Raw genomic sequence first — 25,441 nt, 5'->3', positions numbered from 1 at the left:
GGAAGACGGCCTGCGCTTCGCCATCCGTGAAGGTGGCCGGACCGTTGGTTCGGGTGTCGTGTCGAAGATCATCGAGTAATCGAGGATCCCGAGACGCGCCAAACGGTGTGTCGAAGATCACTGATCCACGGAAAGGCCGCCCCTCGGGGCGGCCTTTTTGTTTGGTCGCTTTGGATGGACGGTGCCTCGACATGCTTCGATGAGAAGAGGAGCGTCTGGGTCAGCGGTACAGGGGAGGGGGGGGCGTTCGTGCACTGCGCTGTGCGAGCGGCGGGCAATCCGTGCGGTCTCACCATCGCCCACACCGTCTTTCCCTCGCAGTGCTGCGCGAGCGGACCTGTCTTTCAGGCGCATGCGGGGGGTCTGGCGCGTTGGCCGTGTGTCGGCGGGAGGTTGCTATAATGCATGGTTTGGCTTGTCCGGGTTCAGCGGGTAGGGCGGCTTGCCCAGCAGGTGCAGCAGAAGCTGGAGTATGTATTGTGCGCAAAAAAAACACAATAATCACTTCAGAATAATTTCATGTTCATAAATGTAGAGGGGCGGCCTAGTGGCCGCCCCTGACGCGCTTCTCGAGGGAAGCGGTGGCTTTGGAAAGGGCCGTCTGTCTGGTCAGCCCCTTCCGTCCGATACACTCACTGGTACGAGCGGATCATGGCTTCGGCGCGCTGCTTGGCATTGAATGCGCTGGTTTCGTCTTGAACGGCGTGCCACACGGCGACGGCTTCGGCGTTGGTCAAAGCGGACACATCTGCGGTCGGCGCGACGCGGGACAGCTCGGCACGGGCGACATCGCCGGTGGCGTAGCCTTGCGCGGATGCGGCGCCCGAGATGGCGGAGACTGCGGTGATGGCTGCTGCGGTAAGAACTGCAAAGCGTTTCATGATCTCATTCCTTTCGACTTGTAATGTGCCCCATCCTGCGGGGCGTTCATTTGGCTATCCGTTGTCGTTCGGATGAGTTGGATATCGTACCGGATCAGGGGTTTAGCAAATCACGCAGCAGTTCACGGTCGCTCGCGAACTCGTGCCCTTGAATGTGATTTGCGCAGCTCCAATAGCATTCGTATACCAACGAAATAAGAGTACGGGCGCGCCGTGCCGAGTGTGCGGATCGTGAGCCCCGCCGCAAAAATTGGCATTTTACAAACTTGTCATGCTCACTGTTCACCTGCGCACACTCGGAATGGGTGTAGGGCCTGTTCGCGCGTGGCACTTGCCGTGGCCTTGCCCGCAGCTATCTTCTGGCGTCCCGAGATTGCTGCGAAAGATACCATGACAGCCACTGCGACGGACCTTGTTCCCAGCGTCGATGCGCTTTTTCACCATGCCTACGTCATAGGCGGGCCGGATCATGGCCGGGAGCTTGGCCCTGTCGAGGCGCCGGAGGTGCTGCGCGGTGACACGCTGGGCTGGGTGCACTTGCGGGCGCAACACCCCGATACCCCGTCATGGATCGTCGACAATTTGTCTTACCTCGACCCCACCATCATCGACGCGCTCGTGGCCGAGGAGACCCGCCCCCGGGTCACCCGCATCGGTGACGGGCTCATCGTCATCCTGCGCGGCATCAACACCAACGAGGGGGAGGACCCCGAGGACATGGTTTCGGTCCGGCTGTGGATCGACCAGGAGCGCATCGTCAGCCTGTCACGCCGCAAGGTGCGCGCCATCGAGGACATCGCCCATGACCTGGCCTGCCGGCAGGGGCCGCATGATTGCGCGGAGTTCCTCGTTGCGCTGGTCGAACGCTTGACCCACCGGATCGAACGGTTCTGGGCCCACATCGACGACAGGGCCGACGATCTCGAAGAGGCCGTGCTGGACGAGGCCGCCCCCGAGATCCGCGCCACCCTGGGCGAGCTGCGGCGGCAGGCGATCATCCTGCGCCGCTATCTTCAGCCGCAGCGCGATGCCATGCGGATGCTTCAGGCGGACCACCCGGAGTGGCTCGAAAGCGATGACCTGCGGCAGCTGGCCGAAGAGCTCGATGCGCTCGAGCGGGTGGTGGAGGACGCCGACGCCATGCGCGAACGGATGGCGCTGGTACGCGACGAGCTGGGCAGCCAGCTGTCGGACCGGCTGAACCGCAACATGTACCTGCTGTCGATTCTCTCGGCGCTGTTCCTGCCATTGGGGTTCCTGACCGGCCTGATGGGAATCAACGTGGGCGGCCTGCCCGGGGCGGACGACCCGAACGCCTTTTGGGTGTTCTGCGGCCTGCTGGCGGTGGTGGTGGCGCTACAGCTCTGGATCCTGAGAAAACTTCGCTGGATCTGATGTGGATTTCCTGCTTGCAATGCCTGTGCCCCTTTCGTAAACGGGCGCTGGCCTTAGGGGTATAGCTCAGCTGGTAGAGCGACGGTCTCCAAAACCGTAGGTCGCGGGTTCGAACCCTGCTGCCCCTGCCAATTTCATCCGACATGACATGCTGCTGCTTGATGGGCGAAATGCGCCCTCTGCGTCTGGTTGCCGGGCCCGTGAATGCCTATATGCGAAGGGACTATTCCGGAGCAGACATGCAGAAGATCCCTCTCGCTGAACGACCCCACTGGCGCAACCATGCCAAGGAAGTCGGGTTCACCTTCGCCGACATGCACGGGGAGCCCTACTGGGATGAAAGCTCGGCTTACGAATTCACCCTCGAGCAGATCGAGGAGGATATCGAGGATCCGTCCACCGCGCTGCATGGCATGTGCCGCGAGGCGGTGGCCGAGATCATCGCCAGTCAAGAGCTGATGGAAAAGCTGTCGATCCCCGAGGCGCATCGCGATCTCGTGGCGAACAGCTGGCGGCAAAACGATCCCGAGATCTACGGCCGCTTCGATCTGGCCTATGACGGGCGGGGGCCTGCAAAGCTGCTTGAATACAACGCTGATACGCCGACCTCCCTTTACGAAAGCGCCGCTTTCCAGTGGCAGTGGCTCGAGGATCAGCTTGAGGCTGGGGTGATCGCGGACGGCAGCGACCAGTTCAACGGCATCCACGAGGCACTCGTGGCCCGCTTTGCCGCGCTGTTCGAGCCGGACAGCGATCTGCATTTCACCGCGGTGGGTGGCAACCCTGAGGATTACGGCACGGTCGAGGCAATGGGCTGGGCCGCGCGCGAGGCGGGCCTTGGGGCGCACTACTGCGATCTCGACAAGATCGCGCTGAGCGATGACGGCCAGTTCCTTGATGACGAGGATCGGCGCATCGCGGTTCTGTTCAAGCTCTACCCTTGGGAAGACTTGCTGCGCGACGACTATGCCGCGCATATCGAGGGATCGGGCTGCCTGTTCCTCGAGCCTGCATGGAAAGCGCTGCTGTCCAACAAGGGCCTGCTGCCGGTGCTGTGGCAGATGTTCGAGGGGCATCCGAACCTGCTTCCGGCCTTCTTCGAGTCGGATCTCGCCGAGGCGCGAGGGGGCAGCGGCCCCCACGCCGCCGCCCTGTCGCGGGCCGAAAGCCAGCTGGCGGCGGGCCATGTCCTGAAGCCGATCCTGTCGCGCGAAGGCGCGTCGGTGTCTATCCACGAGCACGGCAAGCTGGTCGAGCAATCCACCAACACGGAATATTCCGACCACCCCCGCATCGTGCAGGCCTACGCGCCCCTGCCTGAGTTCGATGGCTCCCGCCCGGTGATCGGATCATGGATCGTGGGGCAGGCCTGTGCGGGCATCGGCATCCGCGAGGACCGCTCGCGCATCACGCAGGATTTGTCCCGCTTCAAACCTCACTATATCAGGGCGTGACTCGCAGCCCCGTCAGGGCAGGACGGCAGAAGGAAGGACCACCATGACCAAACGCTCCAGACATGTCGCCATCGCGATCCTCGGCGCCGCAGCCTTCACCGTCGCGGGGTGCCGCGAGGAGCAGGTGGAGGCCTCGGCCTTCCCCGACCTTCAAAGCTGCCTCGACCAGTCGGTGGCAGGGGGCACGTTCTCGTCCGAGGATTGCCGCACCGCCTTTTCCGAGGCCGAAGAACTGCACGTCGAATCCGCACCGCGCTACGACAGCCTGCAGGTCTGCGAAGAGCAGCACGGCGAGGGTGCCTGCGGCTCCGAGGCCGCACAGGCGCAGGGTGGGTCGGGCAGCATCTTCATGCCGCTGCTTGCGGGCTACCTCATGGGCAACATGCTGAGCGGGCGGTCGGGGATGGCGGCGTCGCAGCCGCTTTACAAAACCTCCGATGGCCGCTTCACCAATGCCGCACGCACCAGCACCTTCTCGGGCAACACTGGGTCGACCCGGATGAGCACGAACCAGTTCGTCCGCCCCACCTCGACCGTGGGCAAGGCACCGATGAGCCGTGCCACGGCCACGTCGCGCGGCGGCTTCGGGTCCGCTGGGTCGGGCCGCACCGGCTTCGGGGGCTGAGGCACGGCGCCTTATTGCCTTGGGGGACCGGCTCTGCTTGGATCGTAGCCCGAAGGCCAGAGCCGCAGGAGGACCCATGTCGCGTCGCAAGGATCAGCGTCAGAAGACCATCCTTGACCGTCTTGCCATCAGTCCGACCCTTCGGGTCGGCAGGCTGGCCGAGGACATGGGGGTCACCACCGAAACCATCCGCCGTGATCTTGAGGAGCTGACGGCGCAGGGTCTCATCGCGCGCACCTACGGCGGCGCCATGTTGCGCCAGCCTGCTGAGCCGGCGCTTTCGGAACGTCACAAGGAGCTGGTCGAGGAGCGCGCCGCCATCGCCGCCGCCGCGGTGCCGCTGCTGGCGGGGGCGCATGTCGTGATGATGGGGTCGGGCGCCACCACCACGCAGGTGGCGCGGCGCATGGCGCAGGAGATGGGGCAGATCACAGTCATCGCTCATTCGGTCAGCGTGGCCGCCACGCTGTCCGCCAACCCCACGATACAGGTTTTGATGGCGCCGGGCCTCTACCATCCGGGGGAGGGGGCCATGCATGGCTCGGCCACCTTGCGCTTCCTGTCGGACCTCACCGCTGACTGGTGCGTGACCGGCGCCAGCGCACTGACCCCCGCCGGGCCGTTGGACGCACTGATCGAGGCGGGCGATGTCTACGCCACCATGCTGCGCCAGAGCGCGCGCCACATGGTGGTCGCCGACGGATCGAAGATTGGCCGCATCGCCACCGCCCGCTACGGCGACTGGGCCGACATCGACACGCTGGTGACCGACGTGGCGCCGCACGGCCCGCTGGAGCGGGCGCTGACTCTGGGGGCGGTCGAGGTCTGCGTCGCGGAGGTGCGGACCTGAACCCTTTTCACGTGACCGCTTTTGCGCTATCCGCCCCGCCTTGACACCCGCCAGCGAAAGGCAAGGACATGACCCGGCCCAAGAAGCTGTTCATCAAGACCTATGGTTGCCAGATGAACGTCTACGACAGCGAACGCATGGCGGAGGCCATGGGCGGTCAGGGCTACGTCGAAACCGATACGCCAGACGACGCGGACATGATCCTGCTCAACACCTGCCACATCCGTGAGAAGGCCGCCGAAAAGGTCTATTCCGAGCTGGGCCGCTACCGGGGCCTGAAGGAAGACCGCCCCGATCTCAAGATCGGGGTCGCGGGCTGCGTGGCGCAGGCCGAGGGGCAGGAGATCATGCGCCGCCAGCCGCTCGTCGACCTGGTGGTTGGCCCGCAAAGCTATCACCGGCTGCCGGATCTTCTGGCGCGCACGGGCAACGGCGCACGGGCGCTCGATACTGACTTTCCCGAGGAAGACAAGTTCGAGGCGCTCAAGGGGCGCGGCAAGGCGAAACGCGGCCCCACCGCCTTCCTGACGGTGCAGGAAGGCTGCGACAAGTTCTGCGCCTTCTGCGTTGTGCCCTACACCCGCGGCGCCGAGGTGTCCCGCCCCGCCGCTCGCGTGCTGGACGAGGCGCGCGACCTTGTCGAACGCGGCGTCCGCGAGATCACCCTGCTGGGCCAGAACGTCAACGCCTACCACGGCCACGACAAGGGGCTAGCCGGCCTCATCCGCGAGCTTGCGAGGGTCGACGGGCTGGAGCGCATCCGCTTCACCACCTCGCACCCCAACGACATGGATGACGAGCTGATCGCCGCCCACGGCGATTGCGACAAGCTCATGCCCTACCTGCATCTTCCAGTGCAGGCCGGGTCCGACCGCATTCTCAAGCGGATGAACCGGCACCACACGGCCGAGTCTTACCTGCGCGTCATCGAACGCCTGCGCGACGCTCGGCCCGACCTGCACCTGTCGGGGGATTTCATTGTCGGCTTCCCCGAGGAGACCGAAGAGGATTTCCGGGACACCATGGCGCTGGTCGAAGAGGTGAAATACGGCAGCGCGTTCTCATTCAAGTACTCCGAACGCCCCGGCACCCCGGCAGCGGAGCGCGCACAGGTGTCCGAAGCCGACAAGGACGACCGCCTGCAGCGCCTCCAAGCCCTTCTGGGCCGCCAGCAGCGCGAATTGCAGGATGCCATGGTGGGCCGCGAGGTCGGTGTGCTGTTCGAGAAGGTCGGGCGCCACCCCGGCCAGATGGTCGGTAAGTCCGACTACCTGCATGCGGTGCACGTTGACGGCTATGGCCTTGCGCCGGGCGATCTGCGGCGGGTGCGGATCACCTCCAGCGGTCCCAACTCCCTGCGCGGCACGCTGGTCTGAGCGGTCGCGTGGCGCGCTCCACCGCCGCAATTCAGCCCGTGTGGCGGCGGTGGAGCGCTCCGGTTTGGCAGCGCGGAAGCGCCGGAAAGTCATCGAGAATTGCGGCGGCAGCGTGGCGGATTCGCCGGTCGTCGTAGTGATTGCTGCTCGCAAAGATACAATTTCCGAAACAACCTATGTTTGTTGTTTCATTAACCACAATATGTGGTGGTTTTCGCTTCACAGGCGGGAATTTGCTGATAATCTCTTAATTTATAGTAACTTTGCTTCGTGCGCCGGTTTTCAGCTTCCGTCGCATCTTGGGAACCATTCAAGGATAAGGACAGAGGCTGTGGCAAATCGCATTTCCAAAGCCCTCCGCGGGGTCTTCGGCGTGGCAGCGCTGGGTGCCCTCGCCACCGCCGGGGCAGTCGCGCCTGCCGTAGCGGCAAGCGAAGGATTCAATTCGCCGATCATCTCGACGCAGAACACGCGCACCATCCGGGGGGAACGCTACATTCCCGGTATCAGCATCTCGCCTGATGGTTGCGAGATCTGGGTCATGGACGACGGTGTCGAAGGCTACGCGGTCAGCCGCGTCACCCGCGATGGCCGCCCGGTCTGCCGCAACATCAACGTCTGCGGCACGCTGAACTCCGACCAGTATTTCGCCACTGACAAGTACGCTATCAGCGTCGCCGGCCAGCGCAAGCTGCAGGAGTTCTTCCAGAGCGCCACCGCCTTCGGCTTCATCATCACCGGCCACACCGATGCCCGGGCCTCGGATGAATACAACCGCCGCCTGAGCTACAACCGTGCCAACTCTGTTGCCCGCGTGGCCGCTTCTGTCGGCGCGCGTATCATCGACGTGCGCGGCTATGGTGAAGATTACCCGGTTGCGACAAACCGCACCGTCGAAGGCATGGCGAAGAACCGCCGCGTCGAGATCCTGTGCGTGCGCTGAGGAGAGCCCGGATGAACATTCTCAAAACCACCCTGCTTCTCGGCACCGGCCTCGTGATGGCCGCCTGCGCGCCGGTCGGTCCGGACAAGAGCCGTGACCGCCAGTCCGTCGACAGCGGCGATCTGAGTGAACTGCGCTGGGGCGTCTGGGTCGACCCGGACGGCTGCGACAACTGGATCGCGGACGACGGCGTCGAAGGCTACCTTGCCCGCCGCCTCGACCGCTACGGCAAGCCTGTCTGCTCCGGCGTCGCCCCGCCCACCGTGGCGACCGGTGATTTCAAGCAGGGCTCGACCAGCATCATCGGCGATCCGCTCTGATCTTGGCGCAGACCCGGAAATACCAAGGCCGTGCGGTGCTCACCGCGCGGCCTTTTTGCATTTCCTCACCGCCCCTCACGCATCCGGGACTTGCCCCCGGGCGGGGGTATTGGCACCATTGGGTACACCCCAAGCGCAGGAGACATGCGTGACCGCAGGCACCCTCACCCAAGCCATTCTCGAGTTTCCCGACAACCGTCTTCTCATCGAGCTTTGCGGCGAGTTCGACCGCAACCTCACCGACATCGAAGCCCGCACCGGCGTGCAGATCCTGAGGCGTGGCAACCAGTTGGCCATCCACGGACCCGAAGAGGCCCAGGCTGCCGTCAGCGAGGTGCTGCAATCACTCTACCAGCGGCTCGAACAGGGGCGCCCGGTGGGGCGCGGCGACATCGACCGCGAATTCCGCGTGGCCCCCGAGGAAGAGGACGCCGATTCGCAGCTCGAGATGTTCGAAGGCGGCAAGGTCGAGATCAAGACACGCAAGAAACTGATCGAACCGCGCACCGACGCCCAGAAGGCCTACGTCCGCTCGCTCTACCAGAACGAAATGTGCTTCGGCATCGGCCCCGCAGGCACCGGCAAGACCTACCTTGCGGTGGCGGTAGGGGTGAACATGCTCATCACTGGCGCGGTGGACAAGATCATCCTCTGCCGCCCGGCTGTGGAGGCGGGCGAACGCCTGGGCTTCCTTCCCGGTACCCAGGAAGAGAAGGTCGACCCCTACATGCAGCCGCTCTACGACGCGCTCAACGACTTTCTCCCCGGCAAGCAGCTGGCAAGGATGCGCGAAGAGAAGATCGTCGAGATCGCGCCGCTGGCCTTCATGCGTGGCCGCACCCTGTCGAACGCCTTCGTGGTGCTGGACGAGGCGCAGAACGCCACGACAATGCAGATGAAGATGTTCCTCACCCGCCTCGGCGAAGGCTCTCGCATGGTGATCACCGGCGACCGCACCCAGGTCGATTTGCCGCGCGGGGTCTTCTCGGGCCTGCAGGACGCGGAACGTCTGCTGAGCAACATCGAGAAGATCGGCTTCAACTACTTCTCGGCCAAGGACGTGGTCCGTCACCCGCTGGTGGCTGCGATCATCGAAGCCTACGAGAAGGACGCCGAAGCCGGCTGACACAACACCTCCCCGCACCGCGCTTGCCTGGTGCGGGGAAACCTGTATAGCCCGCCTTGCGCGTTTCCTTTGACCCGAAATATCCCGGGGGAGTCGCGCAGCGACGGGGGCAGAGCCCCCTCCCGCCCGGCGGCTGGTTGCCGCGGCGGGACAGAAGGGCCAACGCTTATGCTGACCGACACGATCATCGAAGACGACCGCTGGGACGAGGCGGGCCTCGAAACGCTCGCGGAAACTGCCGCCAGCGCGGCCCTGTCCCATCTCGGCCTCACGCCCGAAGGCTTCGAGATCGCGGTGCTGGCCTGCGGCGATGCCCGCATCACCGAGCTCAACGGCGATTTCCGCGACAAGCCAAAAGCCACCAACGTGCTGTCATGGCCCTCGCGCGACCGCAGTCCCGACGTACTGCCGAAGGGCAGCACCGAGATGCCCGAGGAGCTGGGAGACATCGCCATTGCCTTCGAGACGTGCACGCGGGAAGCCGCCGAACAAGGCAAGCCGATGGACAGCCATGTCACTCACCTCATGGTTCATGCTACGCTGCATCTGCTGGGTTTCGACCATATCCGTGACCAGGACGCGACTGTGATGGAAACTCTCGAGGTGGAAATACTTGGCAAACTGGGTATAGCGAACCCATATTCATGAGTGCTCGGGGCCGTTGCCCCACAATTGGACAGGAACAGACAGGATCGATGGGCGATAACGACGGCTCGTCTATGGCAGCGCAAAGCGCGCAGCCAGACGCTGACAGTAACGACGGCGAAGGGTTCTTCCGCCGTATCTTCAACGCCATGAAGCCGGCTTCCGAAGAGGAGGGTCCGAGCAGGGACGTGTCTGCCGACCCCTTGCCGAGTCAGCCGCAGCTTCCGCCGCCCAGCCTGATGAACCTGCGCCGTATGCGGGTTGAGGACGTGGCGATCCCCAAGGCCGACATCGTTGCGATCCCCGAGGACATCACCAAGGCTGACCTCGTGAAGGTCTTCCGCGAAAGCGGCCTCACGCGGATCCCGGTCTACGCGGGCACGCTCGATACGCCCGTGGGCATGGCCCACCTCAAGGACTTCTCGCTGCGCCACGGCTTCAACGGCAATGGCGAGGAGGATTTCGACCTGCGCAAGATCCTGCGCCCGCTGGTCTTCGTGCCGCCCTCCATGCCCATCGGTGTTCTGCTCACCAAGATGCAGACCGAACGGCGGCACATGGCGCTGGTCATCGACGAATACGGTGGTGTCGACGGTCTCGTGACCATCGAGGATCTCATCGAGCAGGTCATCGGCGAGATCGAGGATGAACACGACATCGCCGAGGGCCGCAACTTTTTCCGCGAGAAGGCGGGCAGCTGGCTGGCGCTGGCCAAGACCCCGCTCGAGGAATTCGAATCCGAAAGCGGTCTTGCCCTGACCGACGATGACGAGATCGACGAAGAGGAAATCGACACTCTCGGCGGTCTCGTCTTCATGCTCGCGGGCCACGTGCCGGCGCGCGGCGAAGTAATCCCGCATCCCGCCGGTCTCGATTTCGAGGTGGTGGACGCCGACCCGCGCCGCATCAAGCGGCTGCGCATCCGGCCCCACACCCCCGAAACCTCCGAGCCCGCGCCCCAGCGCCCGGTGGCGGCACTTCCAGCCCCCACCCCCGAGGAAGCGGTGGCCGGGTCGTCTGCAGGAGCACGCGGTGTCTGAAACCGGCCTGTTGCGGCTGGAAGGCCGCGTCCGCTGGGCGCGGCTGCCCCTCGCGATCCTGTCGGGCGGCGTCATGGCCATGGGGCAGGCGCCGTGGGACATGGCATGGCTGGCCCTTGCCGGGTTGATCGCCGCATTCCTTGTTTTTTCCACCGTGCGGACGCCGCTGAGCGCTGTCGGCGCAGGCTGGGGCGTGGGGCTTGGCTATTTCGGCATCGCCCTGGCCTGGGTGGTCGAACCGTTCCAGGTGGACGCCGCAGCGACCGCATGGATGGCGCCCTTTGCGCTGTTCCTGCTGGCCGCAGGGCTGGCGCTGTTCTGGAGCATCGCCTTTTGGGGCGCGGTCCATGCACCGCTCCGGCGGCGTCTTTTCGCGCTTGCGGTAACATGGGCGGCGGCAGAGCTGGCGCGCGCCTATGTCTTCACCGGCTTTCCCTGGGCCATGGTCGGCTATCTCTGGGCGCCAACGGATGTGATCCAGTGGGTGTCCGTGGTGGGCCCGCACGGGCTGACACTGCTAACGCTGGCGCTTGCCGCGCTGTTTGCCACGGCGTTCGGGGCAGGCCGCCGCTCGCTGCTGCCCGGTGCCGTGGCGGCGGTGGCCCTTGCCACGCTTGTGGTCGGCGGCGCTGCCATGGTGCCGCCCTTGCAGGATAGCACCGGCCGCCCGGTGGTGCGCCTCGTGCAGCCCAACGCGCCGCAAACCCAGAAATGGAACCGCGACTGGGTGCCGGTGTTCTTCCGCCGGCAGGTGGATTTCACCGCTGCCCCCGCCACGGACGGACTGGAACGTCCGTCTCTGGTGGTCTGGCCGGAAACCGCCGTGCCGATGCTGCTGGACAATGCCGACGAGGCGCTGGGGATCATCACCGATGCCGCCTATCCTGGGCGCGTCGTCCTCGGCATTCAGCGCGAGGAGGAGGGGCGCTGGTACAACTCGCTCATCCTAGCCGAACAAGGCCCCGTGGTGACCGAGGTCTACGACAAGTCGCACCTCGTGCCCTTCGGGGAATACATGCCCGCCGCGTCGCTTTTCGCGAGGTTCAACATCGCGGGCCTCGCTCAGCGGGCAGAGGGCGGTTACGCCGCAGGTCCCGGGCCGCGCATTCTCGATTTCGGGGGGGGCATCGGCAGCGCGCTACCGCTGATCTGCTACGAGGCGGTGTTCCCGCAGGAAGTGCGGCTTGCGCCGGGCCGGGCGGACCTGCTGCTGCAGATCACCAACGACGCTTGGTTCGGCACCTTCTCGGGGCCCTACCAGCACCTTGCGCAGGCACGCATCCGGGCCATCGAACAGGGCCTGCCCATGCTGCGCGCCGCCAACACCGGCGTTTCGGCGGTAATCGATGGGGCAGGGCGTGTGCTGGATCAGTTGCCTCTGGGCGAGGCGGGATACCTTGATGCGCCACTGCCGCTGCCGCTGCGGGTGACACTCTACAGCCGTATGGGCGATCTGCCGGCCCTCGCGCTCTTCGTGCTCCTCGGGGGCGCTCTGTTCTGGCGACGCCGCCGCACGGTACGGTGAACTGTAGGTGTTTTCGCATTGACCGCTCCGGCGGGGGGGCGTAGCGATACTGCGTCATATCCCCGTCACAACGGCTTCCTGGCGTGACGGCCGGTACCCATTGGAGCACTCATGTCCCGACAGAACTATACCTTCACCTCCGAGTCCGTGTCCGAGGGGCACCCGGACAAGGTCTGCGACCGTATCTCGGATGCCATCCTCGATGCGCTGATCGCCGAGGATCCGCTGGCGCGCGTCGCCTGCGAGACCTTTGCCACCACGAACCGCGTGGTTATCGGCGGTGAGGTCGGCTTGACCGATCAGGCCAAGCTGGCCGAGTACATGGAGCGTATCCCCGACATCGCGCGGGCCTGCATCCGCGACATCGGCTACGAGCAGGACAAGTTCCACTGGGACACGGTCGAGATCACCAACCTTCTGCACGAGCAATCCGCCCATATCGCCCAGGGCGTGACCGGCGAGCGTGGCGACGAAGGCGCGGGCGATCAGGGGATCATGTTCGGCTATGCCACAAACGAGACCCCCGAGATGATGCCCGCACCGATCCTCTTCGCCCACGCGGTGCTCAAGCGCCTCGCCGAAGCGCGCAAGTCCGGGGAGGCCTCGGTGCTGGGTCCGGATGCGAAATCGCAGTTCTCGGTCCGCTACGAGAACGGCAAGCCGGTAGGCGTGACCTCGGTCGTGCTCTCGCACCAGCATCTCGACCCGTCGCTGTCGTCCGGCGACGTGCGCGCCATCGTCGAGCCCTACATCCGCGATGTGCTGCCCGAAGGCTGGCTGCGGGGGGATACCGAATGGTGGGTGAACCCCACCGGCACCTTCGTGATAGGCGGCCCTGACGGGGACGCGGGCCTCACCGGGCGCAAGATCATCGTGGACACCTACGGTGGCGCGGCCCCGCATGGCGGCGGCGCGTTCTCGGGCAAGGACCCGACCAAGGTGGACCGCTCGGCGGCCTATGCCTCCCGCTACCTTGCCAAGAACGTGGTGGCCGCGGGCCTTGCGGATCGCTGCACCGTGCAGCTGTCCTACGCCATCGGCGTGGCCAAGCCGCTGTCGATCTACGTGGACACCCACGGTACCGGCAAGATGGACGAAGCCGCGATCGAGGCGGCCATCCCCAAGGCGATGGACCTCACGCCGCGCGGCATTCGCACGCATCTTGACCTCAACCGCCCGATCTACGAGCGGACTGCGGCCTACGGCCATTTCGGCCGGGCGCCGGATGCGGACGGCGGGTTCAGCTGGGAGCGCACCGATCTGGCCGAGGCCTTGCAGCGCGGCCTCTGAAAGCCGCGCCGCAAATTCCTTGCCAAGGAATTTGCCGCCCCTGACATGCGCGCGGCAGGTGATCTGCGGGATTGCCTGCGGCGCGGCTTGGCGGTACATCCCGCCGCCATGACCAGTTCGAACAAGCATCCCGCCGCCCCGTGGCGCAACTTCTACGGCCGTGTGAAGGGCAAGACCCTGAAGCAGTCGCAGGAAGCCTACCTTGACGAGGATCTCGCCGGGCTGTCCCCCGGTGCAGTGGACTGGGAGGTAAACCCGGACCGCCAGCCGCTCGACACCGCCGCCATGTTCGATGGCAAGCCGGTTTGGCTCGAGGTCGGCTTTGGCGGCGGCGAACACATGGTGCATCAGGCCGCCACCCATCCCGGCGTCGGCATCATCGGCTGCGAGCCCTACATCAACGGCGTTGCGATGCTCCTGGGCAAGATCCGCCGCGCGAATGTCGACAACGTGCGGGTTTACCCTAACGACGTGCGCAACCTCTTCGACGTGCTGCCCGAGGCCTCGCTCGACAAGGCCTTCCTGCTCTACCCGGACCCATGGCCCAAGAAGCGCCACCACCGCCGCCGGTTCGTCACGCAGGAACATCTCGAGCCGCTGGCCCGCGCTCTGAAGCCCGGCGCCGAGTTCCGCGTTGCCACGGATATCCCCGATTACGTGCGCCAGACCCTCGTCGAGGTGCCCAAAGCGGGGTTCGAGTGGCTGGCCGAACGTCCCGCCGACTGGCGCGAGCCCTGGGGCGACTGGATCTCGACCCGCTACGAGCAAAAGGCCCTGCGCGAAGGCCGTGTCCCCCATTACCTGACCTTCCGCCGGCTCTGACCCACGCGGATGCGCCATCGAGGGGTCGCCGCGCTTGGTGGGACGCCGTTGCAAAGACGAATGAGGGGGCTGCCCGTGATGGACGGCCCCGGGAGGCCCTGCTAAGGGCGATGTGAGCGATAACGGAGAGTAGCATGTCGAGCCACGGTGACCCCATCCCCATGATCTCGCGCCGGTCCACTGGCCTTTCGGGCGAGGCGCATGTTCCCGGCGACAAGTCGATCTCGCACCGGTCGTTGATCCTTGGCGCCATGGCCGTTGGTGAGACGAAGGTGACCGGCCTGCTCGAGGGGCAGGACGTGCTCGATACCGCCAAGGCCATGCAGGCCTTTGGGGCCGAGGTCGAAAAGCACGGCGACACCTGGCATGTGCACGGTGTCGGTGTTGGCGGCTTTGCCGAGCCGGGCAACGTCATTGACTGCGGCAACTCCGGCACCGGTGTGCGGCTCATCATGGGCGCCATGGCGACCACGCCGATCACCGCGACCTTCACCGGCGATGCCAGCCTAAACAAGCGGCCCATGGCCCGCGTGACCGATCCGCTGGCGCTGTTTGGCGCGAAGTCCTACGGCCGCTCCGGCGGGCGCCTGCCGATGACCATCGTGGGAGCCGCCGATCCGCTGCCGGTGCGCTACGCCACCCCGGTGCCCTCTGCGCAGGTCAAAAGCGCGGTGCTGCTGGCCGGGCTCAATGCCCCGGGTGAGACCGTGGTGATCGAACGCGAGGCCACCCGCGACCATTCCGAGCGGATGCTGAACGGCTTCGGCGCCGAGGTGACCACCGAGGACACGCCAGAGGGCCGGGTCATCACCCTGAAGGGCCGCCCCGAGCTCAAGCCGCAGGTCATCGTCGTGCCGCGCGATCCATCCTCGGCGGCGTTCCCGGTCTGCGCCGCGCTAATCACCGAAGGCTCGGACGTGCTGGTGCCCAATATCGGCCTCAACCCCACCCGCGCGGGGCTGTTCTTCACCCTGCAAGACATGGGCGCTAACCTTGTCTTCGAGAACATGCGCGAAGAGGGCGGCGAGCCGGTGGCGGACCTGCGTGCCCGCTTCTCGCCGGATCTCAAGGGCATCGAGGTGCCCGCCGAGCGCGCCGCGAGCATGATCGACGAATACCCGGTGCTGTCCGTGGTCGCCTCCTTCGCGGAGGGCAAGACCCACATGCCCGGTGTCAAGGAGTTGCGGGTCAAGGAAAGCGACCGGATCGACGCCATGGCCGTGGGGCTGCGTGCCAACGGTGTAGAGGTCGACGAGGGCGAGGACTGGTGGACGGTTCATGGTCGCGGCCATGGGAACGTGCGGGGCGGAGCGGAGGTGGCAAGCCATCTCGATCACCGCATTGCCATGTCCTTCCTCGTCATGGGCCTTGCCACGACGGAGCCTGTACGCGTGGACGACGGCGGCCCCATCGCCACGTCCTTCCCGGTGTTCGAGCCGCTGATGACCGGACTGGGCGGCGACATCTCCCGAGCCTGAGGCTCAGGCACCTCTTGCCGGCCGTTCCAGGCCGGTGAGGGGGGCGGGGGTTGATGCGCGGGCGACGGCTGGTCATAAGCGTGGGTCAAAGGACCCGGAGAGTTTCATGAGCTTCACTATCGCCATCGATGGCCCCGCGGCGGCAGGCAAGGGCACCCTCAGCCGGGCGCTTGCCGCGCATTTCGGCTTCGGCCATCTCGATACCGGCCTGCTTTACCGCGCGGTCGGGGCCCGGATGCTGCTGGGCGAGGACCCCATCGCCGCCGCTCTTGATCTCGATGCAAGCGACGTCCAGATGGAGGGGCTGCGCCGCCCCGAGGTGGCGCAGGCCGCCAGCAAGGTCGCTGCGATCCCCGAGGTGCGCTCGGCTCTGCTCGATTTCCAGCGCGCCTACGCCCGGCGCTCCGGCGGGGCGGTGCTGGACGGGCGGGACATCGGTACGGTGATCTGCCCCGACGCCGAGGCCAAGCTCTTCGTCACCGCAACCCCCGAGATCCGCGCCCGCCGCCGCCATGACGAGCTGGCAGCGCAGGGGGCCGACATCAGCTACGAGACGGTGCTGGCCGAAACCCGGGAGCGTGACGATCGCGACACCGCCCGCGTGGATTCGCCGCTGCGCCCTGCAGATGACGCGGTGATCATTGACACCTCCGAGCTCGACATCGACACGGCGGTCGCCTCGGCCATTGCCGCAGTGCTGGAACGACAGGACGAAAAGGCGGCGACGCGATGAAGACACGGATGATCGGACAGGCCGAGGTGTCTTGCCTCGGGATCGGTGGCATGTCCTTCTCGGATTTCTACGGGCCAACCACGGAAGCAGACAGCTTCGCGGTGCTGGACCTTGCCCGCGGGGTCGGTGTGACCCACATCGACACCTCGAACATCTACGGCATGGGCCGCTCCGAGACCTCCATCGGCGCATGGCTCGCCGCCACTCCCGGTGCGCGGGATGCGGTGCATATCGCCACCAAGGCGGGCATTACCAGCGATGCGGCCGGCAACCGCGTCTTCGACAACTCGCTGGGCCATATGGAGGCGCAGCTTGACCAGTCACTGACGCGGCTGGGGATCGATCACGTGGACCTGTTTTACGTGCACCGCTACCAGGCCGAGATCCCTGTTGAGGAGGTCACCGGCACCATGGCGCGGCTGGTCGAAAAGGGCAAATGCCGCAGCATCGGCTTCTCGGAGATCGCGCCCTCGACCCTGCGCCGCGCTCATGGCGAACACGCAGTGGCGGCGGTGCAGTCTGAATACTCGCTTTCAACGCGGGCCCCCGAGATGGGCCTGCTGCAGACGTGCGCCGAACTGAGCGTGGCGCTGGTGGCCTTCTCGCCGGTGGGGCGGTCGCTTCTGACGGACAGCCCGATCCCGCGTGATCGCATTGATGGCAACCCGTTCCTCGGCCAGAACCCCCGGTTCATGGAGCCGAACTATTCGGCCAACCTTACGCTTCTTGAGGGGTTCCGGGCGCTGGCGGCCGAATTCAGTCTTACCGCGGCCGGCCTCGCTGTGGCCTGGGGGATCCACAAGGGCGATCACGTGGTATCTATCCCAGGCACCCGCACCGCGAAGCACTTCCGCGAGCTTGTCGCCGGCGCCGAAGCCGCGCTGAGCGCGCAGCAGATGGCACGGATCGAGGAGGTGTTGCCCGTCGGCTGGTGCCACGGAGACCGCTATTCCCGCGCACAGTGGGTTGGGCCCGAGAACTACTGCTGACACCCAATCTGTGGCCCTGGGCGAGGGGGCTCTGCCCCCGGCGCTTCGCGCCTCCCCCGGGATATTTGGTGTCAAAGGAAAGGGTGGCCGCGGCCTGTGCTTCCTTTGACCCTCAAATATCCCCGCCGGAGGCAGGCCTGACCGGTGGTCCGGGTGCTGTTTCAAGGGAAAGAGAGGCGGCGTAGGCCGGCCAGGGCTTGATAAATGCTGTCTGTTGGCGTAAGCCGCGCGCGTCGGTCGGGGCAGGGACTGCCACGGGCGAAGAAGGAGCAGGGCCACCGAGACCCGGTTCAAGGTGGCCTTCTTCGCATTTCGTGACTGCCCGCGAGACGACCAATTCCCGCTCAATGCGGACCCATCCAAGACCGGCGGAGACAACCGCCCGGCCGGAATAACGATATGTAAAGGAACATGAGCCACATGGCTAACGCGACCATGGAGGAATTCGAGGCCCTCCTTAATGAAAGCCTCGAAATGGACACCCCGGACGAAGGTTCGGTTGTCAAAGGCAAGGTCATCGCAATCGAAGCGGGCCAAGCCATCATCGACGTCGGCTACAAAATGGAAGGCCGCGTTGATCTGAAAGAATTCGCAAACCCCGGCGAAGCCCCCGAAATCGGTGTCGGCGACGAAGTCGAGGTTTACCTGCGTTCCGCAGAGAACGCCCGCGGCGAAGCCGTCATCTCGCGCGAGATGGCACGCCGTGAAGAGGCGTGGGACCGTCTCGAGAAAGCATATGCCGACGACGCACGCGTCGAAGGTGCGATCTTCGGCCGCGTCAAGGGTGGCTTCACCGTCGACCTCGGCGGCGCCGTGGCCTTCCTGCCCGGCTCCCAGGTCGATGTGCGCCCCGTGCGTGACGCCGGCCCGCTCATGGGTCTCAAGCAGCCGTTCCAGATCCTCAAGATGGACCGTCGCCGTGGCAACATCGTTGTCTCGCGTCGTGCAATCCTTGAAGAATCGCGTGCCGAACAGCGTGCCGAAGTCATCGCCAACCTGACCGAAGGTCAGACGGTCGACGGCGTGGTCAAGAACATCACCGAGTACGGCGCATTCGTCGACCTCGGCGGCGTGGATGGCCTGCTGCACGTGACCGACATGGCATGGCGCCGCGTCAACCACCCGTCCGAGATCCTGGCGATCGGCGAGACCGTCAAGGTCCAGGTCATCAAGATCAACAAGGAAACTCACCGTATCTCCCTCGGCATGAAACAGCTGCAGGAAGATCCGTGGGATCTGGTTGCCGTCAAGTTCCCGCTGGGCAGCGTCCACAAGGGCCGCGTCACGAACATCACCGATTACGGTGCATTCGTGGAGCTGGAGCCGGGCGTCGAGGGTCTGGTTCACGTCTCGGAAATGTCCTGGACCAAGAAGAACGTGCACCCGGGCAAGATCGTGTCGACCTCGCAGGAAGTGGACGTCATGGTTCTCGAGATCGACCCGGCCAAGCGCCGCGTGTCGCTCGGCCTCAAGCAGACCATGCGCAACCCGTGGGAAGTGTTCTCGGAAACCCATCCGGAAGGCACTCAGGTCGAAGGCGAAGTCAAGAACATCACCGAATTCGGTTTGTTCATCGGCCTCGACGGCGAGATCGACGGCATGGTTCACCTCTCCGACCTCAGCTGGGACCAGCGTGGCGAAGAGGCGATCCAGGAGTACCGCAAGGGCGACGTGGTTCAGGCCGTTGTCACCGAAGTGGACACCGACAAGGAGCGTATCTCGCTCTCGATCAAGGCACTGGGCGGCGACAAGTTCGCTGATGCCGTGGGCGGCGTGAAGCGCGGCTCGATCATCACCGTCGCGGTCACCGCGATCGAAGATGGTGGCATCGAGGTGGAATACGAAGGCATGAAGTCCTTCATCCGCCGTTCGGACCTGTCGCGTGACCGTGCAGAGCAACGCCCCGAGCGTTTCTCGGTTGGCGATCACCTCGACGTCCGCGTGACCAACATCGACAGCAAGACCCGTCGTCTGGGCCTGTCGATCAAGGCGCGCGAGATCGCCGAAGAGAAGGAAGCCGTGGAACAGTACGGCTCGTCCGACTCGGGTGCATCGCTCGGCGACATCCTCGGCGCAGCGCTCAAGGGCGACAACTGATCCGAGCTTGCGTCTGACGCATGACACAGAAGGGCCCCCGCCATCCGGTCGGGGGCCCTTTTTTCTGCCTCGTGCATCTGCGAATCGCGGGCGCTGGCAGGGCTGTGCCAGCTGCTCTTGCGGGCGGATTTGACCGGCTGGGCATGTGTATGGGCACAAGTGGCTGCCTTGGATGGGTTTTTCGTGATCTTCGGGTTTGCGTTTGGAATGACCTGCGCTAGTGTCATAAGACGAAGTGACCACGAACTTGCGCCCAGAGGGGATGTGCAACGGATGATCAGATCGGAATTGATCCAGAAGATCTCGGAAGATAACCCGCATCTCTACCAGCGGGACGTGGAGCGGATCGTGAACACGATCTTCGACGAGGTGACCAATGCCATGGCCCGGGGCGATCGGGTCGAGTTGCGCGGCTTCGGGGCCTTTTCGGTCAAGAAGCGCGATGCAAGACTGGGCCGCAACCCGCGAACGGGCGAGGCGGTCGAGGTCGAGGAAAAGCACGTGCCCTTCTTCAAGACGGGCAAGCTGCTTCGCGACCGGCTGAACGGAAAGCAAGACTGACACATGCGATACATCCGCTATGCCTTCCTGGGCATTCTGGCGATCATTCTGGTTTCGATCGCCATGGCCAACCGCTCGATGGTGGAGCTGCAACTGCTGCCCGATGACCTCGCAGCGGTCATGGGCTTCCAGCACGGCCTGACCATGCCGGTGTTCCTGGTGTTTTTCCTTGGGATCGTGGGCGGTCTGATGATCGGCTTCGTGTGGGAATGGATGCGTGAGCACAAGCATCGTTCGGCCGCGGCGCACCGGAAGGCCGAGGTCCGCAATCTCGAGCGCGAGCTGAAGAAGACCCAAGCCGAGCGCGACAAGGGCAAGGACGAGGTCCTGGCGATCTTGGATCGCAGCGCCTGACGTCAACTTCGACGGAGTTCAAGGACGAGAGGGGCGGGCCGGAGTGGGGCTCTGCCCCTCTTGGCCTTTCGGCCAATTCACCCCGGGGTAGTTTTCGGCAACTGGAAGCCGGGGTTTCAGACAAGGAGGCGGCCCTCATGAGCGAGGTGAACGTCAAAATCTGCGGGCTGACCTGTGCGAGCGATGTGGAGGCCGTGGCCAAGGCTGGAGCGCGCTACGCGGGCTTCGTGTTCTTTCCCAAGTCTCCGCGCCATGTGAGCGTACAACATGCGCGTGAGCTGGCGCTGGCGGCCCCCGTGGGGCTTGCCAAGGTGGCGCTTCTGGTGAACGCCGACGATGCGCTTCTGGACGAAATCATGGAATCTGTGCCGCTTGACATGTTGCAGCTGCACGGGCGCGAGAGCGTGGAGCGGGTGGCCGAGGTACGGGCCCGCTATGGCCTGCCGGTGATGAAGGCGGTGGGGGTCGCCAGCGAGGCGGATCTGCCTGCACTGGCCGAGTATGGCCGTGTGGCCGACCAGATCCTGGTGGATGCCAAGGCGCCCAAGGGCGCAGCCTTGCCCGGCGGAAACGGGCTGGCGTTCGACTGGCGACTGATTGCCGGGCGTCGTTGGCCGTGTCCGTGGATGCTGGCTGGTGGACTAACGGAGGAGAATGTCGGTGCTGCCATAGCCATGACGGGAACCCGCCAGGTCGATGTGTCTTCGGGTGTCGAATCGGCACCGGGTGTGAAGGACGCCGACATGATTGCACGCTTCGTGGCAGCAGCGCGGATTGAGCCTGCGATCCCGAAACTTTAGGGGTCGGGGCCTGCCTCCGGGCGGGCCCGATCAGTGCGGTGTGACGCCGGCCTTAGCGGCTACAGCGCGTGGCTCGTGTCAACGGCGGCCGTTCCCCTTGGCGCAAAACTCTGCGGCTTCAGCCAAAACAAAAAGCCACCCCGGAGGGTGGCTGATCGTTCTTCGTGATGTGGACCTTGCGGCTCAGCCCTGACGGGCTTTGAAACGACGCTGGGTCTTGTTGATCACGTAAACGCGGCCCTTGCGGCGCACGACGCGGCAGTCGCGATGGCGCTGTTTGAGCGAGCGGAGCGAGTTTGCGACCTTCATGGTGGTCTCTCCTCTTGTTCGCGGCGCGCGAGCGCCTTGGCGTTGCGGTATGCCTGCACCGTGGTGAAGGCGTTGAATTCCTGGTCATGGTGGGCGGTACTGGGATCGAACCAGTGGCCCCTACGATGTCAACGTAGTGCTCTACCGCTGAGCTAACCGCCCATTCACGACCTGTGCGCTAAGATCATTGTGCCCCGGAAAGTAGCGGGGCGCGAAGATCACCGCGCCGGTGGAGCGCTCTATAAAAGGAGTCGCGGGGGGTGACAAGGGCTTTCCTCAAGATATTTCAAGTTTCCGGAATGGCTTTCAAAACAGGCTTTTGGCAGTCCAGGAAATCGCGCTAAGCTTTACCTCGAAGGAGCCCGGATGCCCAAGGTCGCTTATCATCTCGATTTGCCCGAACAGCCCACGTCCTGTGTGGTGTTCGCCTCGCCGCATTCAGGGCGGGATTACCCGTGGAGTTTCCTGAAGGGGACGGTTCTCGACGAGCTGACGATCCGATCGTCCGAAGATGCCTTCGTGGACCGCCTGTTCGACTGTGCCCCGCAGTTTGGCGCACCGCTGCTGCGGGCGGGTGCGCCTCGGGCCTACATAGACCTCAACCGTTCGCCGGACGAACTTGACCCCGCCCTGATCGAGGGGGTTCGGCGCAGCGGGCACAATCCGCGGGTGGCCAGTGGGCTTGGGGTCGTGCCGCGCGTGGTCTCGAACGGGCGGGCGATCTATCGCGGCAAGATGCCGCTGGCCGAGGCCGAGCGGCGCATCGCACGCTATTGGCGTCCCTATCACGATCAGCTGCGCCGCCTCATGTCGGCGGCCTTTGACCAGTTCGGAGAGGCTGTGCTTATCGATTGCCATTCCATGCCGCATGAGGCGCTGGAAGGGATAAGCCGGGGAGGGGCGCGGCGGCCCGAGGTGGTGCTTGGTGACCGTTTCGGCGCATCAGCGCATCCGGACATCGTGGCTCGGGTCGAGGCGGCACTTGTCGGCGCGGGACTGGTGGTGGCACGCAACACGCCTTTTGCCGGGGCCTATGTCACGCAGGCCTACGGGCGCCCGTCGCGGCGCCAGCATGCGGTCCAGATCGAGATCGACCGATCGCTTTACATGGACGAGGCCACGCTGCGCCTGAACGACAATTTCCAGGCGTTGCGGCGCACGCTGCGCGGGGTTGTTGCTGAGGTGGCAGCCATCGGACATCGCGACCGCGATGTGCCGCTCGCCGCGGAGTAGTTACCGGGCCGTTCGGGCGACAAATTTCTTGCGGGAAATTTGTGGGGGGCAGCCCCGGAAGTCAGTGGAACAGCGCAGCCAGTGCGCTGTCGAGCGGAGCTGGATCCGCGAGCTGTAGCCGAACGGGCAAGGTCAGCACCTTGGGGCGGAAGGTGGCGGGCAGGCGCACGGCGTCCTTCTCGGTGGTCACCAGCTGCGCGCCCAGCCGGGCGGCATCGCGTTCGAGACGGGTCAGCAGGGCCGTGGTAAACGGCTGGTGGTCGTCAAGCGCGTGGGTCTGGACAAGCTCGGCCCCTAGGCCTGACAGGGTGGCAAAGAACTTCTCCGGGTGGCCGATTCCGGCGAAGGCGAGGGCTCGCAACCCCCTCCAGTCCATGCCAGTCTGAAGCGGGGCAAGAGCGCCCTTCAGATGGGGCAGGCGCAGCGTAGCGCTCCAAGCGTCCTGGAAGCCCTCCTGAGCGCTTTCAGGGCCGATGCTGAGCACGAGGTCGCCGCGGGCAAGGCCCTTCGCTACGGGTTCTCTCAGAGGGCCTGCGGGCATACAGCGCCCGTTGCCAAAGCCCTTCGCGGCATCCACTACGATCAGCGACAGATCCTTGACGAGGGACGGGTTCTGGAACCCGTCATCCAGCACGATGACCTCTGCCCCCGCGGCAATGGCGGCGCGTGCGCCGGCGGCACGGTCGCGCGAGACCCAAGTGGGCGTGAAGGCGGCCAGCAACAGCGGCTCGTCCCCGGTGTCCTCGGCCGTGTGGTGCAGCGGATCCACCTGTACCGGTCCCTCGAGTCGCCCGCCATGGCCGCGCGATACGATGTGCACCTTGCGCTTCATCGATGTCAGGCGTTCGATCAGGGCGATCACGGTGGGGGTCTTGCCGGTGCCGCCTGCGTTGATGTTGCCGACGCAGACGACAGGCACGTCCACCCGTGCGCCGGGCCGGGCCACCCGGCGCGCCGTGGCTGCCGCAGTCAGGGCGCCCAGCGGCGCAAGGACACGAGCCTGCCAGGCGGGGCGGCTTGCTGGGGTGTACCAAAAACCGGGCGCGCGCATCAGGCAGCCTCTCCCGTGCCGTCGTCCCCATCGAGCCAGTCGAAGGCCAATGCGACCACCTCGTCAGTCAGCGCGGCGCCCTGGCTGACCACGTCCCAGCCCGCATGGGCCATGGCCGCGGCGCGGTCCGGGGCGACAAGCTGCGACACCGCCGTGGCCAGCGTGTCGAAATCGCGCACGATGCGCGCGGCCCCGGCCTCGACGAGCTGGGTATAGGACGCCAGGTGCCGGCCCACGTTGGGCCCATAGAGCAGCGCGGCACCATGGGCTGCTACCTCCAGCGGGTCCTCACCGCCGATGCCGGGCCGCAGGGAGCCGCCAAGGAACACGATGGGCGACAGCCGGTACCACAGCCCCAGCTCCGTGGCATCCTCGGTGAGCAGCATCTGGCAGTTCTCGTCTGGCATCTCGCCCATGTCCCAGCGGTTGACGCGCAGGTCCGATTCCGCCGCCATGGCCGAGATCTCGGCACCGTCCTCGGGGGTGTCGGGCACTAACACCAACAGCAGGCGGTGGGCCAGCCGGGTGGCGCGGCGGTGGGCGCGCAGCACATCGGAGGCCTCCGAGGCGCGGACCCGGGCGGCGAGCCAGATCGGGCGCCCCGACAGCTGCGCCGCCATTTCCTCGTGCAGGCGGTCGGAACAATCGAGCGGCGGTGCGCTGGCGCTGAGCGGACCGGCACGGCGCAGACGGGTCTCGGGCAGACCGATGCGGCGTAGACGGCGCAGGGCCGCGTCATCCTCGGCAAACAGCCGGTCGAAGACGGACAGCGTCGCGGCGGTGGTGTCAGGTACCCAGAGCGGGGCAGGCGCCTCGAACGGCTCGTTGCGGGTGCCGAGGTGCATCAGCTTCGTGCCGGTTTCGGACAGGCGTGACAGCAGCGCCGGATGCAGCGCCTGACCAGTCCACAGCCCAATCTCCGGGCGCCAGTGGGCGGCAAAGGTCTGGGCATCGGCGGCGGTGTCGGGGGCCAGCGGCATCACCGGGCATTCACGGGCGTTCGGCTCCCACGGGGTGCTGCCGGGCGTGTATGTCAGGAAGGCCGAGATCTCGGGGCGCTGCACCTGCATGCGAGCGGCGATCCCGGCAAGGGCGCGGGCCGCCTCGGGGCGTTCCGCGTGCATCCAGACCAGCGGCCCGTCGGGCCGTGGCGGAAGCGGCGGCAGTGTGGGGCTGCGGCCGCGGGCATAGGCAAGGTATGCCGATAGTGCGAAGGGTTTCCGCACGAAGGCGGTCAGCCCAGCTCTTCGGTGGTCGAGGCTTCGAGTTCCTCGTCGCGAAGGCGGTGCAGGTGGGCGATGTAGTAACGCATGTGGGCATTGTCGACGGTGCGCTGCGCTTCGGCCTTCCAAGCGTCATGGGCCGTGGCGTAATCGGGGAAAATCCCGACGATATGGAGGTCGTCGACGTCCTTGAAGACGTTCTTTTCCGGGGTGACGAGTTCACCGCCGAACACGAGATGGAGCCGTTGAACCATGGGCTGTCCTTTCAAGAGCAGACGCGCGCAACCTAAGCGCTGGACCTGTGGCGTCAAGGCCCGAGGC

General features: G+C 65.5%; 27 protein-coding genes, 2 tRNA genes and 1 riboswitch. Of the genes, 23 read left to right on the top strand and 6 right to left on the bottom strand.

Annotated elements, in window-relative coordinates; all coding sequences use genetic code 11:
- On the top strand, positions 1-79 hold a 79-nt coding region (locus IEX41_RS21835), incomplete at its 5' end, for an EF-Tu C-terminal domain-related protein (protein ID WP_373285613.1).
- 553 nt (positions 80-632) lie between these two features.
- Here IEX41_RS21835 and IEX41_RS05605 read toward each other — a convergent pair.
- Entirely contained in the window at positions 633-881 is a 249-nt protein-coding gene (locus tag IEX41_RS05605; RefSeq protein ID WP_188789188.1) for a hypothetical protein, read from the bottom strand.
- Between the two features lie 390 nt (positions 882-1,271).
- On the opposite strand from IEX41_RS05605, the gene IEX41_RS05600 reads away from it, so the two are divergent.
- The 21 genes from IEX41_RS05600 to IEX41_RS05500 all read left to right on the top strand — a co-directional run bounded on the left by IEX41_RS05600 (position 1,272) and on the right by IEX41_RS05500 (position 21,304).
- On the top strand, positions 1,272-2,276 hold the full coding sequence (locus IEX41_RS05600; protein WP_188789187.1) for a zinc transporter ZntB: 1,005 nt from the start codon (positions 1,272-1,274) through the stop codon (positions 2,274-2,276).
- A gap of 55 nt (positions 2,277-2,331) precedes the next feature.
- Positions 2,332-2,407, top strand: a tRNA-Trp gene (locus tag IEX41_RS05595).
- 108 nt (positions 2,408-2,515) lie between these two features.
- Entirely contained in the window at positions 2,516-3,730 is a 1,215-nt protein-coding gene (locus IEX41_RS05590; RefSeq protein WP_188789186.1) for a glutathionylspermidine synthase family protein, read from the top strand.
- Between the two features lie 43 nt (positions 3,731-3,773).
- Positions 3,774-4,355 carry a DUF1190 domain-containing protein gene (locus IEX41_RS05585; RefSeq protein WP_188789185.1) on the top strand — a complete coding sequence of 194 codons (582 nt, stop codon included), beginning with the start codon at positions 3,774-3,776 and terminating at the stop codon, positions 4,353-4,355.
- A gap of 76 nt (positions 4,356-4,431) precedes the next feature.
- Positions 4,432-5,205 carry a DeoR/GlpR family DNA-binding transcription regulator gene (locus tag IEX41_RS05580; RefSeq protein WP_188789184.1) on the top strand — a complete coding sequence of 258 codons (774 nt, stop codon included), beginning with the start codon at positions 4,432-4,434 and terminating at the stop codon, positions 5,203-5,205.
- A gap of 68 nt (positions 5,206-5,273) precedes the next feature.
- Positions 5,274-6,581 carry a tRNA (N6-isopentenyl adenosine(37)-C2)-methylthiotransferase MiaB gene (gene miaB, locus IEX41_RS05575; protein ID WP_188789183.1) on the top strand — a complete coding sequence of 436 codons (1,308 nt, stop codon included), beginning with the start codon at positions 5,274-5,276 and terminating at the stop codon, positions 6,579-6,581.
- A 331-nt stretch (positions 6,582-6,912) separates the two neighbouring features.
- Entirely contained in the window at positions 6,913-7,524 is a 612-nt protein-coding gene (locus tag IEX41_RS05570) for an OmpA family protein (RefSeq protein WP_188789182.1), read from the top strand.
- Between the two features lie 11 nt (positions 7,525-7,535).
- Entirely contained in the window at positions 7,536-7,844 is a 309-nt protein-coding gene (locus IEX41_RS05565; RefSeq protein ID WP_188789181.1) for a hypothetical protein, read from the top strand.
- A gap of 148 nt (positions 7,845-7,992) precedes the next feature.
- The gene (locus IEX41_RS05560) at positions 7,993-8,970 is read left to right on the top strand and encodes a PhoH family protein (protein ID WP_188789180.1); all 978 of its coding nucleotides are present in this window, start codon (positions 7,993-7,995) and stop codon (positions 8,968-8,970) included.
- Positions 8,971-9,138: 168 nt separating this feature from the next.
- Positions 9,139-9,618: an rRNA maturation RNase YbeY gene (gene ybeY / locus IEX41_RS05555; RefSeq protein WP_188789179.1), complete on the top strand. Its 480-nt coding sequence runs from the start codon at positions 9,139-9,141 to the stop codon at positions 9,616-9,618.
- Positions 9,619-9,665: 47 nt separating this feature from the next.
- Positions 9,666-10,655 carry a hemolysin family protein gene (locus IEX41_RS05550; RefSeq protein WP_188789178.1) on the top strand — a complete coding sequence of 330 codons (990 nt, stop codon included), beginning with the start codon at positions 9,666-9,668 and terminating at the stop codon, positions 10,653-10,655.
- Between the two features lie 73 nt (positions 10,656-10,728).
- Positions 10,729-12,180 (top strand): apolipoprotein N-acyltransferase, encoded by a 1,452-nt coding sequence (gene lnt / locus IEX41_RS05545; protein WP_188789269.1) that lies wholly within the window; start codon positions 10,729-10,731, stop codon positions 12,178-12,180.
- A 59-nt stretch (positions 12,181-12,239) separates the two neighbouring features.
- Positions 12,240-12,288: riboswitch (SAM-SAH riboswitch) on the top strand.
- A 3-nt stretch (positions 12,289-12,291) separates the two neighbouring features.
- Positions 12,292-13,470: a methionine adenosyltransferase gene (gene metK, locus IEX41_RS05540; RefSeq protein ID WP_188789177.1), complete on the top strand. Its 1,179-nt coding sequence runs from the start codon at positions 12,292-12,294 to the stop codon at positions 13,468-13,470.
- A gap of 108 nt (positions 13,471-13,578) precedes the next feature.
- Positions 13,579-14,292 carry a tRNA (guanine(46)-N(7))-methyltransferase TrmB gene (trmB, locus tag IEX41_RS05535; RefSeq protein WP_188789176.1) on the top strand — a complete coding sequence of 238 codons (714 nt, stop codon included), beginning with the start codon at positions 13,579-13,581 and terminating at the stop codon, positions 14,290-14,292.
- Between the two features lie 134 nt (positions 14,293-14,426).
- Positions 14,427-15,770, top strand: coding sequence for a 3-phosphoshikimate 1-carboxyvinyltransferase (aroA, locus tag IEX41_RS05530; RefSeq protein WP_188789175.1), 1,344 nt, complete (start codon positions 14,427-14,429; stop codon positions 15,768-15,770).
- Positions 15,771-15,876: 106 nt separating this feature from the next.
- Positions 15,877-16,503, top strand: coding sequence for a (d)CMP kinase (locus tag IEX41_RS05525; RefSeq protein ID WP_188789174.1), 627 nt, complete (start codon positions 15,877-15,879; stop codon positions 16,501-16,503).
- Positions 16,500-17,492, top strand: coding sequence for an aldo/keto reductase (locus tag IEX41_RS05520; protein ID WP_188789173.1), 993 nt, complete (start codon positions 16,500-16,502; stop codon positions 17,490-17,492). Before IEX41_RS05525 ends, IEX41_RS05520 begins: the two co-directional genes overlap by 4 nt.
- Before the next feature lie 420 nt (positions 17,493-17,912).
- Positions 17,913-19,589, top strand: coding sequence for a 30S ribosomal protein S1 (rpsA, locus tag IEX41_RS05515; protein WP_188789172.1), 1,677 nt, complete (start codon positions 17,913-17,915; stop codon positions 19,587-19,589).
- A gap of 273 nt (positions 19,590-19,862) precedes the next feature.
- Positions 19,863-20,150 carry an integration host factor subunit beta gene (gene ihfB, locus IEX41_RS05510; protein WP_188789171.1) on the top strand — a complete coding sequence of 96 codons (288 nt, stop codon included), beginning with the start codon at positions 19,863-19,865 and terminating at the stop codon, positions 20,148-20,150.
- 3 nt (positions 20,151-20,153) lie between these two features.
- Positions 20,154-20,504 (top strand): lipopolysaccharide assembly protein LapA domain-containing protein, encoded by a 351-nt coding sequence (locus IEX41_RS05505; RefSeq protein WP_188789170.1) that lies wholly within the window; start codon positions 20,154-20,156, stop codon positions 20,502-20,504.
- 137 nt (positions 20,505-20,641) lie between these two features.
- Complete coding sequence (locus IEX41_RS05500) at positions 20,642-21,304, top strand: phosphoribosylanthranilate isomerase (protein WP_188789169.1); 663 nt, start codon at positions 20,642-20,644, stop codon at positions 21,302-21,304.
- A gap of 183 nt (positions 21,305-21,487) precedes the next feature.
- Here IEX41_RS05500 and ykgO read toward each other — a convergent pair whose 3' ends face one another.
- A complete protein-coding gene (gene ykgO, locus IEX41_RS05495) occupies positions 21,488-21,613 on the bottom strand; it encodes a type B 50S ribosomal protein L36 (RefSeq protein ID WP_008884645.1) in 126 nt (41 codons plus the stop codon).
- An 87-nt stretch (positions 21,614-21,700) separates the two neighbouring features.
- Positions 21,701-21,775: transfer RNA gene (locus IEX41_RS05490), tRNA-Val, on the bottom strand.
- Positions 21,776-21,979: 204 nt separating this feature from the next.
- Here IEX41_RS05490 and IEX41_RS05485 point away from each other — a divergent pair.
- Positions 21,980-22,846, top strand: a complete 867-nt coding sequence (locus IEX41_RS05485) for an N-formylglutamate amidohydrolase (RefSeq protein ID WP_188789168.1) — start codon at positions 21,980-21,982, stop codon at positions 22,844-22,846.
- 61 nt (positions 22,847-22,907) lie between these two features.
- Here IEX41_RS05485 and lpxK read toward each other — a convergent pair whose 3' ends face one another.
- From lpxK to IEX41_RS05470, 3 genes are read right to left on the bottom strand one after another with little or no spacing between them, the layout of a single operon-like run.
- On the bottom strand, positions 22,908-23,897 hold the full coding sequence (gene lpxK / locus IEX41_RS05480) for a tetraacyldisaccharide 4'-kinase (RefSeq protein WP_188789167.1): 990 nt from the start codon (positions 23,895-23,897) through the stop codon (positions 22,908-22,910).
- Positions 23,897-25,123, bottom strand: a complete 1,227-nt coding sequence (locus tag IEX41_RS05475) for a 3-deoxy-D-manno-octulosonic acid transferase (protein ID WP_188789166.1) — start codon at positions 25,121-25,123, stop codon at positions 23,897-23,899. Before IEX41_RS05475 ends, lpxK begins: the two co-directional genes overlap by 1 nt.
- Before the next feature lie 8 nt (positions 25,124-25,131).
- A complete protein-coding gene (locus tag IEX41_RS05470; protein ID WP_188789165.1) occupies positions 25,132-25,374 on the bottom strand; it encodes a DUF4170 domain-containing protein in 243 nt (80 codons plus the stop codon).
- Between the last annotated feature and the right edge of the window lie 67 nt (positions 25,375-25,441).

It is taken from the genome of Salipiger pallidus (genome assembly GCF_014643635.1).
Taxonomy (GTDB): domain Bacteria; phylum Pseudomonadota; class Alphaproteobacteria; order Rhodobacterales; family Rhodobacteraceae; genus Salipiger; species Salipiger pallidus.
The sequence above is the reverse complement of the archived record's forward strand: the minus strand, read 5'-3'. Positions and strand labels throughout refer to the sequence as shown.